14 protein-coding genes are annotated in these 12,397 nt (G+C 62.2%); 10 read left to right on the plus strand and 4 right to left on the minus strand.

From position 1 onward, the window contains the following. The coding region (nemA, locus tag Q0W88_RS08860; protein ID WP_297802390.1) for an N-ethylmaleimide reductase at window positions 1-1,029 on the minus strand (1,029 nt) is incomplete at its 3' end. 78 nt (window positions 1,030-1,107) lie between these two features. On the opposite strand from nemA, the gene Q0W88_RS08865 reads away from it, so the two are divergent. Genes Q0W88_RS08865 through Q0W88_RS08910 form a run of 10 tightly spaced genes read left to right on the plus strand, consistent with a single transcriptional unit; the run spans window position 1,108 to window position 10,473 of the window. Continuing rightward, window positions 1,108-2,397 (plus strand): amidohydrolase family protein, encoded by a 1,290-nt coding sequence (locus Q0W88_RS08865; protein WP_297802393.1) that lies wholly within the window; start codon window positions 1,108-1,110, stop codon window positions 2,395-2,397. Next, window positions 2,397-3,404, plus strand: coding sequence for a bifunctional diaminohydroxyphosphoribosylaminopyrimidine deaminase/5-amino-6-(5-phosphoribosylamino)uracil reductase RibD (gene ribD / locus Q0W88_RS08870; protein ID WP_297802396.1), 1,008 nt, complete (start codon window positions 2,397-2,399; stop codon window positions 3,402-3,404). The genes Q0W88_RS08865 and ribD overlap by 1 nt, the downstream gene beginning before the upstream one ends. Before the next feature lie 4 nt (window positions 3,405-3,408). After that, complete coding sequence (locus Q0W88_RS08875) at window positions 3,409-4,041, plus strand: riboflavin synthase (protein WP_297802399.1); 633 nt, start codon at window positions 3,409-3,411, stop codon at window positions 4,039-4,041. Beyond that, window positions 4,038-5,276, plus strand: coding sequence for a bifunctional 3,4-dihydroxy-2-butanone-4-phosphate synthase/GTP cyclohydrolase II (locus Q0W88_RS08880; protein ID WP_297802402.1), 1,239 nt, complete (start codon window positions 4,038-4,040; stop codon window positions 5,274-5,276). The genes Q0W88_RS08875 and Q0W88_RS08880 overlap by 4 nt, the downstream gene beginning before the upstream one ends. Next, entirely contained in the window at window positions 5,273-5,737 is a 465-nt protein-coding gene (gene ribE, locus Q0W88_RS08885) for a 6,7-dimethyl-8-ribityllumazine synthase (protein WP_297802405.1), read from the plus strand. Before Q0W88_RS08880 ends, ribE begins: the two co-directional genes overlap by 4 nt. A gap of 18 nt (window positions 5,738-5,755) precedes the next feature. Continuing rightward, window positions 5,756-6,616, plus strand: a complete 861-nt coding sequence (gene trxA, locus Q0W88_RS08890; RefSeq protein WP_297802409.1) for a thioredoxin — start codon at window positions 5,756-5,758, stop codon at window positions 6,614-6,616. A gap of 17 nt (window positions 6,617-6,633) precedes the next feature. After that, a complete protein-coding gene (locus tag Q0W88_RS08895; RefSeq protein ID WP_297802412.1) occupies window positions 6,634-7,272 on the plus strand; it encodes a DUF502 domain-containing protein in 639 nt (212 codons plus the stop codon). A gap of 3 nt (window positions 7,273-7,275) precedes the next feature. After that, window positions 7,276-8,043: a queuosine precursor transporter gene (locus tag Q0W88_RS08900; RefSeq protein ID WP_297802416.1), complete on the plus strand. Its 768-nt coding sequence runs from the start codon at window positions 7,276-7,278 to the stop codon at window positions 8,041-8,043. Between the two features lie 10 nt (window positions 8,044-8,053). After that, window positions 8,054-9,865 (plus strand): DUF885 family protein, encoded by a 1,812-nt coding sequence (locus Q0W88_RS08905; RefSeq protein ID WP_297802419.1) that lies wholly within the window; start codon window positions 8,054-8,056, stop codon window positions 9,863-9,865. Next, complete coding sequence (locus Q0W88_RS08910) at window positions 9,862-10,473, plus strand: sulfotransferase family 2 domain-containing protein (protein ID WP_297802421.1); 612 nt, start codon at window positions 9,862-9,864, stop codon at window positions 10,471-10,473. Before Q0W88_RS08905 ends, Q0W88_RS08910 begins: the two co-directional genes overlap by 4 nt. Window positions 10,474-10,475: 2 nt before the next feature. Here Q0W88_RS08910 and Q0W88_RS08915 read toward each other — a convergent pair whose 3' ends face one another. The 3 genes from Q0W88_RS08915 to Q0W88_RS08925 form a co-directional block, all read right to left on the minus strand. Continuing rightward, window positions 10,476-11,264: a peptidoglycan DD-metalloendopeptidase family protein gene (locus Q0W88_RS08915; RefSeq protein WP_297802424.1), complete on the minus strand. Its 789-nt coding sequence runs from the start codon at window positions 11,262-11,264 to the stop codon at window positions 10,476-10,478. Window positions 11,265-11,266: 2 nt separating this feature from the next. Then, window positions 11,267-11,872: a DedA family protein gene (locus Q0W88_RS08920; RefSeq protein ID WP_297802427.1), complete on the minus strand. Its 606-nt coding sequence runs from the start codon at window positions 11,870-11,872 to the stop codon at window positions 11,267-11,269. Next, window positions 11,872-12,397, minus strand: a 526-nt coding sequence (locus Q0W88_RS08925) for a methyltransferase domain-containing protein (RefSeq protein WP_297802430.1), incomplete at its 5' end; no start/stop codon positions are given. The genes Q0W88_RS08925 and Q0W88_RS08920, both read right to left, overlap by 1 nt.

Consider the following 12,397-nt stretch of genomic DNA (forward strand, 5'->3'; position numbering starts at 1 on the left):
CGGATTGAGCGAGTGCCCCGCACGCAGGCGCTCCGGCAGATCGGGATTGGCGATGAACGGACGCCCGAATGCGACCGCATCGATCAGGCCGGCTTCCAGCAAGGGCTGGGCTTTTTCCAGCGTGTAATTGCCGGCCGCGATAATCACGCCCGGGAACGCCGCACGCAGTTTTTCGCGGAACTCCAGATCCAGCGCCGGGCCGCCGGCCCAATCCGGTTCGGACAGATGCAGATAACCCAAGCCACGTTGGGTGAATTCGGCAGCCAAATAAAGGCCCATAGCCTGCCCGGCCAGATCATCCAGACCGTTGAAGATACCCAGCGGTGAAATGCGGATGCCGACATGGGCCGCATCCCATTCACCGATGACGGCATCGACCACTTCCAGACACAGGCGTGCGCGGTTTTCCAGACTGCCGCCGTATTGGTCGGTGCGGAAATTGCTTTCCTCCGACATGAACTGGTGCAGCAGATATCCGTGTGCCGCATGGATTTCGACCATGTCGAAACCGGCCTCGCGGGCATTGCGGGTGGCCACGCGGTATTCCTCGAGCAGACGCGGGATTTCATCGGTGCGCAGCGCGCGCGGCGTGCTGCAGGCGGCGCGGATCAGTTTGCCGTCGGCGTCCTTGATAGTGGTGCGGTTCTCGTAAGGTTTATCGGAAGCCGATACCGGCGCCTGGCCGTCGACCTGCAGGCTGGTATGCGACACCCGGCCGACATGCCAGAGCTGCATGCAGATCAGCCCGCCTTCGGCATGCACGGCGGCGGTGCTTTGCTTCCAACCCTCCGTCTGCGCGGCACTGTAGAGCCCCGGGGTATCGGCATAGCCCTTGCCTTCCGGCGAAATCTGGGTGGCCTCGGTAATCACCAGACCGGCACCGGCACGCTGCCGGTAGTATTCGGCCATCAGTGCGGTCGGGATATCGCCGGGCTGGCCGGCGCGCATGCGCGTCAGCGGCGCCATCAGGACGCGGTTTTTCAGGGTATACGGACCGATGCGCAGGGCATCGAACAAAGTAACGGACATGCAATTCTCCAAGAATTCGACCCAGTGGGATAAAAACGGTACACTTTTTTGATTCTCCCATAATCTTTAGGCGAAACCATGAAAATCAAGGCCGGCATTGCATTCACCCTCGGCGCGTTGTGCGTGACCCCGGCCGGCATGGCCGCGACGCAGGCGCTGCAGTGCGGAAAACTGTTCGATTCGGCCTCGGGCCGGATGAACGGCGCCAGCACCATCGTGGTTGAAAACAACAAGGTCAGCCAGGTTCTGCCGGGTGCGGTCAGCGTGCCGGGGGCCGCGGTGGTCGATCTGCGCAGCCTGACCTGCAGTCCGGGTTTCATCGACCTGCACGTGCATCTGGGCCAGCAGTCCAGCCCGCAGAGCTATTCCGAAGGCTTCCGTCTGAATCCGGAATTCACCATCCTGCGCTCGGTCGGCTATGCCAAAAAAACCCTGCTTGCCGGTTTCACCAGCGTGCGCGATCTCGGCGGTGAAAATTCACTGTCCCTGCGCGACGGCATCAATCAGGGGCTGGTCGAGGGTCCGCGCATCTGGGCGGCCGGCAAATCTATCGCCACCACCGGCGGCCATGCCGATCCAACCAACGGCCTCAATCACATGCTGGCCGACGCACTCGGCACGCCCGGCCCGGCCGAAGGCGTCATCAACAGCCCGGAAGAAGGCCGTGCGGCCGTGCGACAGCGCTACAAGGACGGTTCGGACGTGATCAAGATCACCGCCACCGGCGGCGTGCTGAGCTACGCCAAAAGCGGCGATGCGCCGCAGTTCACCGTCGATGAAGTGCGGGCGGTGGTGGAAACCGCCAAGGATTACGGCTTCCGCGTGGCGGCCCATGCCCACGGCAAGGAAGGCATGAAACGCGCCATCCTCGGCGGCGTCACCTCGATCGAGCACGGCACTTACATGGATGATGAAATCTTCAAATTGATGAAGCAGAACGGCACCTGGTACGTGCCGACCATCGCTGCCGGCAAGTTCGTCGCCGAAAAAGCCAAGATCGACGGCTTCTACCCCGAAGTGGTGCGTCCGAAAGCGGCCCGCATCGGTTCGCAGATCCAAGGCACCTTCGGCAAGGCCTACAAAGCCGGCGTTTCGATTGCCTTCGGCACCGATTCCGGCGTCGGTTACCACGGCGACAACGCCCGTGAGTTCGGCTTCATGGTCGAAGCCGGCATGCCGGTCAATGCCGCCCTGCAGACCGCGACTTACAATGCCGCCAAGGTTCTGGGCGCCGATGACGTCGGCCAGATCAAAACCGGCTATTACGCCGATATCGTGGCCATGCCGGGCGACCCGAACGATGACATCCATGTCACCGAACGCGTCGCCTTCGTGATGAAGGACGGCGTGATTTACAAACAACCCTGATGGATCATGCCGGATACATGGGGCGCGCGCTGGAACTGGCGCGCCAGGCCCGTGGCCGCACCTGGCCGAACCCGATGGTCGGCTGCGTCATCGTCAAGGACGGCCGTGTTCTGGCCGAAGGCTTCCACGCCGAAGCCGGTCAAGCGCACGCCGAAGCCGATGCCCTCGCCCGCGCCTCGGAACCGGTTGACGGCGCCACGCTGTATGTCAATCTCGAGCCCTGCTGCCATACCCGCAAACGCACCCCGCCCTGCGCCCAGGCGCTGATCCGTGCCGGCATCGCGCGCGTGGTCATCGCCAATATCGACCCCAACCCGGCCGTTTCCGGCGGCGGCATCGCGCTGCTGCGTGAAGCCGGCATCGAAGTCATCACCGATATTCTGGCCGAGGACGGCGAACGCCTGAACGAAGTGTTCTTCCACCGGCAACGCAGCGGTCTGCCTTTCGTGCATTTGAAGCTGGCCAGCACCCTGGATGGCCGCATCGCCATGCCGGACGGACAATCGCAATGGATTACCGGCGAGGCCGCGCGCGCCCATGCCCACCAGTTGCGGGCCGAGCATTCCGCCATCGCAGTCGGCGCCGGCACCTTGCGTACCGACAACCCGCGCTTGACTGTCCGTCTTCCTGGTTTTGATCGGCAGCAACCGCAACGCATCATCTTCAGCCGCAGTGGCAAACTGCCGGCCGACGCCCATGTGTTCACCGATGCCGATGCCGCGCGGACACGGGTGTTCGCCGGCACGCCGCTGCCGGAAACGCTGGCGATGCTGGCCGAGGACGGCATTTGCAATCTGCTGCTGGAAGGCGGCGCCGGGCTGGCGGCTGCCTTTTTGCAGGCCGGGCTGGTCCAGCGCGTCAGCCATTACCTGAATCCGAGTTATCTCGGCGAAGGCCTACCCGCCCTGTCGGGCTACGGTTTAACCGAATTACGCCATCGCCTTCACTTAAAGCACGTAGAATATAGCCCTCTTGGCGATGATATGGTCCTCACCGGCCGGTTATAACCCTATGTTCACCGGATTGATTCAAACCGTCGGTCGCATCTCGCAGCTGACGGTCCGCCCCGACGGCACCCGCCTGCAGGTCCACTGTCCGGATCTGGCGGGCAAGATTGCCGTGGACGACTCGATCGCCACCAATGGCGTATGCCTGACGGTGGAATCCGTGGATGCCGAAGGCTTCAGCGCCTTCGTGATGCCGGTCACCCTGGAAAAAACCGCCTTGGGCGATTTGCGCGAAGACGCGCCGGTCAATCTGGAGCTGGCCCTGCGTTTCGGCGACCGCCTCGGCGGCCATCTGGTGCAGGGCCACGTTAATGGCGTCGGACGCATCCGCGACATCGCGGAGCGCGGCGATAGCTGGTGGATCAGCGTGGACGTGCCGGCCGCCTTGCGGCGCTACCTGATTCTGGAAGGTTCCATCGCCATCGATGGCATCAGTCTGACCATCGCCGCACTCGACGCCGAAGGCCTCAGTGTTTCCATCATCCCGCATACGCTGACCCACACCAATTTGCGCGCCCGCCGCATCGGCGATGCGGTGAACATTGAAGTGGATGTACTGGCGAAAACCATCGAAGGCCTGCTCCGGGCCGACCCCGCGCTGGGCAAGGCGTGGACACACCTGGAATCCGACGCATGAACGAATTCGAATTGAGCAGCATCGAAGAGGCTCTGGACGAACTGAAACAAGGCCGCATGCTGATCGTGGTTGACGATGAGAATCGCGAAAACGAGGGCGACCTGCTGATGCCGGCCGAATGCGCGACGCCGGAAGCAATCAATTTCATGATCCGCTACGGCCGCGGTCTGGTGTGCGCACCGATTACCCAGGAGCGCGCCGATCAATTGGATCTGCCGTTGCAGGCGGCACGCAATACCGAAGCCATGCGCACCGCCTTTACGGTCAGCATCGACGCCGCCGAAAATGCCAGCACCGGCATCTCCGCCGCCGACCGTGCCCTGTGCCTGAATCTGCTGGCCAATCCCGCCATCGGGGCCGCCGCCTTCAACAAACCGGGGCATATTTTTCCGCTTATCGCCCGCGACGGCGGCGTGCTGAGCCGTCAGGGCCATACCGAGGCCGCGGTCGATCTGGCACGGCTGGCCGGCTTCCAGCCCGCCGGCGTCATCTGCGAAATCATCAAAGACGACGGCGAGATGGCACGCCTGCCGGATCTTCGCCGCTTTGCCGCCGAGCACGGTCTGAAAATCATCGCCATCGCCGATCTGGTGGCCTGGCGCAAACGCCATGAAAACCTGATCAGCGCGGTCGAATCCGCCCCGATGCCGACCGATGCCGGCGATTTCCGCTTCTACGTATTCCGATCCGAACTGCTCGGCGAGGAACACATGGCGATGGTCAAAGGGCCGCCGGAACGCCTGGCCGAACCCGGCACGCTGGTGCGCATCCATTCCGAATGCTTCACCGGCGATGTGCTCGGCTCGCAACGCTGCGATTGCGGCAGCCAGTTGCAGGATGCCATCGCGCAGATCGAAGCGGCCGGCTCCGGCATCGTCATCTATCTGCGCCAGGAAGGCCGCGGCATCGGTCTGTTCAACAAGGTGCGCGCCTATCAACTGCAGGATGCCGGCCTGGACACGGTGGAAGCCAATCTGCGCCTCGGTCTGAAAGCCGATGCCCGTGATTACACCATGGCTAATCAGATTCTCGACCACTTCGGCATCGACGATCTGCGTCTGTTGACCAATAATCCCGACAAACTGGACGCCCTGCAGGGCTATGCGCACCGGCGCATCCTGCGCGAACCGCTGTCGATTCCGGCCAACGGCAACAATCACCATTACCTGCTGACCAAACGCCGCAAGTTCGGTCACCACATCGATTTACCGCCCGCCATCGAGAGCATGTCATGACTTACCAAGGATCCCTGAACGGCGCTGCGCTGCGCATTGCCGTGGTCACCGCCCGCTTCAATGATTTCATTACCGAACGCCTGCAGGCCGGCGCACTCGATGGCCTCAAACGCCATGGCGTGGCCGATGAGGCCATCGATACCGTGGCCGTGCCCGGCGCCTTCGAACTGCCGCTGGCCGCACTGACCCTGGCCGAAACCGGACGCTATCATGCCGTCATCTGCCTGGGTGCGGTGATCCGCGGTGATACCACCCATTACGACTATGTCTGCAATGAAGCCGCCAAAGGCATCGCCGCCGCCGGCCTGAAAACCGGCATTCCGGTCATCTTCGGCGTGGTCACCACCGAGAATACCGAGCAGGCCATCAGCCGCGCCGGCGGCAAATCCGGCAACAAGGGCTGGGATGCCGCGATGACCGCCCTTGAAATGGCCAATCTGCTGCCGCACATCAAAGCCTGAGCCCCACCGGAAACCGCCATGAACGCTTTCGTCTTCGACGCCAAACTCGACAGCTTTGAACAGGATGTCATCAACGCTTCCAAGGAAACGCCGGTACTGGTCGATTTCTGGGCCGAATGGTGCGGCCCCTGCAAACAGATCGGACCGCTGCTGGAAAAGCTGGCGCTCGAATTCAACGGCGGTTTCCTGCTGGCCAAGGTCGATGTCGACAAAGAGCAGCAGCTGGCCGGTTATTTCCAGATCAAGTCCATCCCGACCCTGATGCTGCTCAAGGACGGCAAGATCGTGGACGGTTTTTCGGCCGCCCTGCCGGAAGCCCAGCTGCGCGAATTCCTCGGCCACCATCAAATCACCGCCAAACCGGCACTGGCCGAAACGCCCGCCGAAGACCGCGAACCGGAAGCCGTGGACCCGCATCTGGAGGTCGTCCGACTGCGCCATGCCGTGGCTGAAGCTCCGGAGGATGACAGCCTCAAGCTGGAGTTGGGCCTGGCACTGGCGGCCACGCACGCCTATGCCGAGGCCGTAGCCCTGTTCGATGCCTTGCCGGCCAATTTGGCCATGGACGAGCGCATCGCGAAAGCCCGCGCCCGGATCGATCTGGCCGAACGGGTCAAGGACGCACCGCCCATCGAGGTTCTGCGTGCTGCGATTGCCGCCAATCCCGGGGATTTCGAAGCGCACCGTCTGCTCGGCCTGCAGTATCTGGTGCAGGGACAGGCCGAAGCCGGTCTGGCGCAACTGCTGGAACTGTTCCGGATTAACCGGGATTACCAGGATGGCTTGCCGCGCAAGCTGCTGATCGAGGCCTTCACCATGGTCGATGATGAGGATCTGGTCCGTCAGTACCGGCGTAAAATGGCCAGCCTGCTGAATTAAGCGTTTATACTGTCGGCATGAACCGACTCCAGGCCTATTTCCTCACCGGCTTACTGACGCTGACCCCGATCTGGCTGGTCATCATCGTGTTCAAATTCGTGTTCGGCCTGCTGTCCGACATCAGCCAACCGGTCATCGGCCCACTCAGCGCGCATCTTTCCGCCGGCAATCCGACCGTGTTCGGCTGGCTCAACGAGCCCTGGGTGCAGACCGGAATCGCCATCGCGGTGACCATCGGCTTCATACTTGCGGTCGGCTTCATGACCCGGCGCGTCATCGGCCAGCGCTTCATCGGCTGGTTCGAAGCCCTGGTCAACAAAGTCCCGCTGGCCAAAACCGTGTACGGCAGTGCCCGCAAGCTGCTCGACATGCTGCAGACCAAGCCGGACGGCACCCAGCGCGTGGTGCTGATCAACTTCCCGCACGAGAACATGAAATCGGTCGGCTTCGTGACCCGCATCCTCACCGATGAACACACCGGCGAGGAGCTGGCGGCGGTGTACGTTCCGACCACGCCCAACCCGACCTCCGGCTATCTGGAAATCGTCCCGGTCAGCCAGCTGATCCCGACCGACTGGACCGCCGATCAGGCCATGTCCTTCATCATTTCCGGCGGCGCGGTCGCGCCGGACAAGATACCGTTCTCCAGGGCCTGACCGGTGCAGCTCGACAAGCCGCAGCGGCTGTATGTTTTTCTCGCGGCGTTCTTCTGCGTCACCGCCGTGCTGGCCGAGTTCATCGGCGTCAAGATCTTCGCGCTGGAGGCCACCCTCGGCATCGCGCCGCTGGAATGGAATCTGTTCGGCCAGACCGGCTCGCTGAACTTCACCGCCGGCACCCTGCTGTGGCCGATCGTGTTCGTGATGACCGATATCGTCAATGAATACTTCGGCAAACGCGGCGTACGCTTCATCAGCTGGACCGCCGTAGCCTTGATTCTTTATGGCTTCGGCTTTGCCTATGCGGCCATCCATCTGGCACCGGCCTCGTGGTGGGTGGGCGCTAATACCGACCAGGGCGTCCCCGATTTGCAGGCCGCATTCGCCGCCATTTTCGGCCAGGGTCTGTGGACCATCTGGGGATCGGTCATCGCCTTCGGGCTCGGCCAACTGATCGATGTATCGGTCTTCGCCCGCATCCGCCGGCTTACCGGTCCGCGCCGGGTCTGGCTGCGCGCCACCGGCTCCACCGCCGTTTCGCAGCTGGTCGACAGCTTCGTGGTGCTTTACATCGCGTTTGTGCTTGGACCGCAGCAATGGAGTTATGATCTGTTCCTGGCGGTCGCCACCTTGAACTACGGCTACAAGATGCTTGCCGCCGTGCTGATGATTCCGGCACTTTACGGCGTCCGCAGAGTGATCCACTGGTACCTCGGCCATGAACACGCCGAACAGCTGCACCGCAATGCCCATTCCGAAACCCACTGAAGGAATTCCCATGAAACTGCGTCCTCTCGTCATCGCCATCGCCCTGGCCGCCAGCCTCGGCGCCTGCAATAAATCCAACGAAGCACCGGCCACTGAAGCCGCTGCCGTCGATCAGGCCAAGCTGGCTGCCGAGCTGGAAAAGGTCTACGCCGATTACTGGGAGGCCAACCTCAAGCTCAATCCGATCAACGCCACCTTCATCGGCGACACCCGTTACAACGATCAGATGCCGAATTTCTTCACTGCCGATTTCCGCAAACAGGCACATGACCTCAACCAGGCCTGGCTGGACAAGGCCCTGGCCCTGGATGGCAGTCGTCTGGAGGGTCCGGCCCGAATCAGCTACGACATCTTCATCCGTGAACGGCAGCTGTCGTTGGAAAGCGAGCGCTTCCCGACCTGGATGCTGCCGATGGACCAGTTCAGCAGCTTCGCCGCCTTTCTGCCGATGCTCGGTTCCGGCAGCAGCGCACAGCCGTTCGCGACCGTGCAGGATTATGACAACTGGCTCAAGCGCGGCGCGGCAACGCCGGCCATCTTCGACCAGGCCATCGCCAATATGCGCGAAGGCATGAAAGCCGGCGTGGTTCAGCCCAAGGTGCTGATGACCAAAGTGCTGCCGCAGCTGGATGCCATCATCAAGGATGATCCGACCCAGACCACGTTCTGGGGACCGATCGCCAACATGCCCAAGGAATTCAGCGACGCCGATCGCAAGCGTCTGACCGAAGCCTACCGCGCGATGATTGCCGATGGCATGATGCCGGCCTATAAGCGCATGCGTGCGTTCATCGCCGAAGAATATCTGCCGGCCTGCCGCGATACCGTTTCGCTCAGCGCCCTGCCCGATGGCGACGCCTGGTATGCCTTCAATGCCAAGACCCAGACCACCACCGATCTGACCCCGGCACAGATCCACGACATCGGACTGAAGGAGGTCGAGCGTATCCACGGCGAAATGCGCCAAGTGATGCAGCAGGTCGGTTTCAAAGGCGACCTGCAGGCCTTCTTCAAGTTCATGACCACCGACAAACAGTTCGAATTCAAAAGCGAAGCGGAACTGCTGGCCGCCTACAACGCCCTGCGCACCAAAATCGACGCCCGAATTCCGGAACAGTTCTCGCTGCTGCCCAAGGCCGGTTTCGAGATCCGTCCGGTTGAACCGTTCCGCGCCGAATCCATGGCCGGCGGCCAGTATTTCCCGCCGAGCGAAGACGGTACCCGCCCCGGCATCTTCTACGTGAACACCTTCGATCTGCCCAGCCGCAAGACCTGGGATGCCGAAGACCTGTACCTGCACGAGGCCATTCCGGGCCATCACTTCCAGATCGCCATCCAGCAGGAACTGAAAGACGTGCCGGCATTCCGCCGTTTCGGCGGCGAGACCGCATTCGCCGAAGGCTGGGGCCTGTATGCCGAATCGCTGGGCAAGGATCTGGGCGTGTATACCGACCCCTACCAGTACTTCGGCCGTCTGCAGGGCGAACTCTGGCGCGCCATCCGCCTGGTGGTGGACACCGGCCTGCACAGCAAGGGCTGGACCCGCGAACAGGTCATCGATTACATGAAAGCCAACTCGGCCGTGGAAAATACCGACGCCGTAGCCGAAGCCGAGCGCTACATCGCGATTCCGGGCCAGGCACTGGCCTACAAAATCGGCGAACTGAAGATCCAGGAACAGAAACGCAAAGCGCAGGCCGCGCTCGGCGACAAGTTCGATCCGCGCGCCTTCCATGCGGAAGTGCTGAAAGACGGCAGCGTGCCCCTGCCGGTGCTTGAAGCGAAAATCGACCGCTGGATCAAGGCGCAGAGCGGAAAATGATCAAGCAGCTGCGCCGTAAACTGCGGCGCACTCTGGCCGATCTCCAGTCCCGCTATCTGCAGGACTGGATTTTCATCCACATCAACAAGACCGGGGGCAGCAGCATCGAAAAGGCCCTCGGCATGCAGTTCGACCACCGGAGTGCACGGGAGAAAATCGCGGCCATCGGCAGCGACGCCTGGGAACGCAAATTCACCTTCAGTTTCGTGCGGAATCCCTGGGACAAAGTGGTATCGCATTACCACTACCGGCTCAAGACCGGACAGGCGGGCTTCCGCGGTGATGCGCCGGGCTTCGACGACTGGGTCCGTCTGGCCTATGCCGAGAAACACCCGCTCTATCACGATCAGCCGCTGATGTTCGCGGTGCAGATGGACTGGATCGGCGATGCGCAGGACCGCATCCTGGTCGATTACGTCGGGCGCTTTGAGAACCTGCAGGGTGATTTCGATGAAGTCTGCCGCCGTATCGGCCGGAACAGCGTGCCGCTGCCGCACCTCAAGCCCTCGTCACACGGACACTATCGGGATTACTATTCCGCGCAGAGCCGGGACATCATCGCCCGCCACTTCGCGCGGGATATCCGCCATCTGGGCTATGAGTTCTGAGTTCAGGGCCGGGGCAGATACAGCAGCGGATCGACCGGTTTGCCGTTGCGGCGGATTTCGAAATGCAGCATGGTCTTGACTGAACCGGTCTGGCCCATTTCGGCGATGTGCTGGCCGGCTTTCACTTTGACGCCTTCGGCGACCAGACGTTTGCTGTTGTGCGCGTAGGCGGAAATCCATTCATTGCTGTGCTTGATGATCAGCAGTTCACCGTATCCGATCAGGCCCGCGCCGGAATAGACCACCGTGCCGTCCGCGGCGGCGGTAATGTCCTGGCCGTTGCTGCCCGCGATGTTGATGCCCTGGTTGGTTTTATCCCCGGCGATGAATCGGCCGATGATTTCGCCTTTGGCCGGCCATTGCCAGGCGATGTTGGACAGCACCGGCGTAGCCGGCTTGACCGGTGCCGCCTCGGCGACCGGAACGGTCTTGCTCAGCACGGTTTTCTGGTTCGGCAGGGCTGGAACCGCTTTGGATGCTTTCGCAGGTATTGCCGCTGAAGGCGGACTCAGGCGCAGTTTCTGGCCGACCTGAATGGTATAGGGCTCTTCAATGCCGTTCCAGGCCGCCACATCCCGGTAGTTCAGTCCGGCGCGGAACGCGATGCCGAATACGGTGTCACCCGGCTGTACGGTGACGCTTCCGGATTCCTGGGATTTCGGGGCCTGCTGGACAGCTGGCTTGGCCGGTTTGGCGGAAGCGCGCTGTCGGTTCTGGGTGGTTTGGTAGCCGGACTGGCAGGCAGCCAAAACAAGGATGAACAATCCGGCAAGCAGGCGTCGGTCCATCATGCTCATCTCCACACCAAATAGACGGCAACGCCGACAATGACCAAGGCCACCACGGCCCAGCCCAGACGTTCGATATTGCGGCGCAGCGCGGCTTCAGCGCGTTCACCGCCCCAACGGATCGCCGCCGCCAGAAGATACAGGCGCTTGCCGCGGCCAACGGCCATGCAGGCCAGATAGGGGCCGATCGGGATGCCGACGATGCCGGACGCCCAGGCCACCACCTTCATCGGGATGACCGGTTGCAAGGCCGCCACCACCAGCACGCCGAGCAGGGTCAGCCAGTGCTCGTTCATCTGCACCCGCAGCGTCTGCACCCAGCCATCGATGCCGGCACGCATGCCCTCGCTCAGCAACGGGCTGAACACCTCATAGGCGTAATGCCCGAAGGCATACCCGAGCAAGGACCCGAGCAGACCGCTGACCAGACTGATGGTGGCATAACGATAGGCCTGCTTCGGCTTTGCCAGACACATCGGCGCCATCATCACTTCCGGCATCACCGGAAAGAAGATCGCTTCGATGACGCTCAGAAAACCGAGATACCACGGTGCTTTCGGATGGGCCGCCCAGAGAATGGCGCGTTCGTAAAGGCCTTTGAACAGCGACATCAGAGCACTCCCGGCAACAGCGGCACGAAACTGACCGGACCCAGATCCTGTTCGCTGACCGCGCCGTCGGCTTTGATCACCCGCAGCAGCTTCTGCTTGCCGGCTTCGGTCAGCGGCGTGACCAGTGCCGGGGCGGCGCAGGTCAGCAGGATGGCATCGAACGGACCGTTCTCCGGCCAACCCAGATTGCCATCATCATGTTTGGAGCGAATCTGCTCGTGCAGTTTCAGGGTTCGGAAGCGCGGACGCGCGCTGCGCAGCAGTTCCTCGATGCGCTCGACCGTATAGACCTGCACACCGAGTGCAGCCAGTACGGCGGTCTGGTAGCCCGAGCCGGTGCCGATTTCTAGCACCCTGGCGGGCATTCCGGTTTCAATCAGTGCCTCGGTCATCCGTGCCACGACCCAGGGTTGGGAAATGGTCTGTCCGTTGCCGATCGGCAAGGCCGTATCTTCATAGGCGCGGGAGGCCAATCCTTCATCGATGAAGGCATGCCGCGGCAGCGCACGCATGACATTCAACACG

The sequence above is a fragment of the Arenimonas sp. GDDSR-1 genome, assembly GCF_025980345.1.
Lineage (GTDB): Bacteria > Pseudomonadota > Gammaproteobacteria > Xanthomonadales > Xanthomonadaceae > Arenimonas.

What these genes read in the sequence shown, in the direction of transcription:
- Q0W88_RS08865 (WP_297802393.1), top strand. Translation starts at nt 1,108, where the DNA reads ATGAAAATCAAGGCCGGCATTGCATTCACCCTCGGCGCGTTGTGCGTG.
- ribD (WP_297802396.1), top strand. Translation starts at nt 2,397, where the DNA reads ATGGATCATGCCGGATACATGGGGCGCGCGCTGGAACTGGCGCGCCAG.
- Q0W88_RS08875 (WP_297802399.1), top strand. Translation starts at nt 3,409, where the DNA reads ATGTTCACCGGATTGATTCAAACCGTCGGTCGCATCTCGCAGCTGACG.
- Q0W88_RS08880 (WP_297802402.1), top strand. Translation starts at nt 4,038, where the DNA reads ATGAACGAATTCGAATTGAGCAGCATCGAAGAGGCTCTGGACGAACTG.
- ribE (WP_297802405.1), top strand. Translation starts at nt 5,273, where the DNA reads ATGACTTACCAAGGATCCCTGAACGGCGCTGCGCTGCGCATTGCCGTG.
- trxA (WP_297802409.1), top strand. Translation starts at nt 5,756, where the DNA reads ATGAACGCTTTCGTCTTCGACGCCAAACTCGACAGCTTTGAACAGGAT.
- Q0W88_RS08895 (WP_297802412.1), top strand. Translation starts at nt 6,634, where the DNA reads ATGAACCGACTCCAGGCCTATTTCCTCACCGGCTTACTGACGCTGACC.
- Q0W88_RS08905 (WP_297802419.1), top strand. Translation starts at nt 8,054, where the DNA reads ATGAAACTGCGTCCTCTCGTCATCGCCATCGCCCTGGCCGCCAGCCTC.
- Q0W88_RS08910 (WP_297802421.1), top strand. Translation starts at nt 9,862, where the DNA reads ATGATCAAGCAGCTGCGCCGTAAACTGCGGCGCACTCTGGCCGATCTC.
- Q0W88_RS08915 (WP_297802424.1), bottom strand. Translation starts at nt 11,264, where the DNA reads ATGATGGACCGACGCCTGCTTGCCGGATTGTTCATCCTTGTTTTGGCT.
- Q0W88_RS08920 (WP_297802427.1), bottom strand. Translation starts at nt 11,872, where the DNA reads ATGTCGCTGTTCAAAGGCCTTTACGAACGCGCCATTCTCTGGGCGGCC.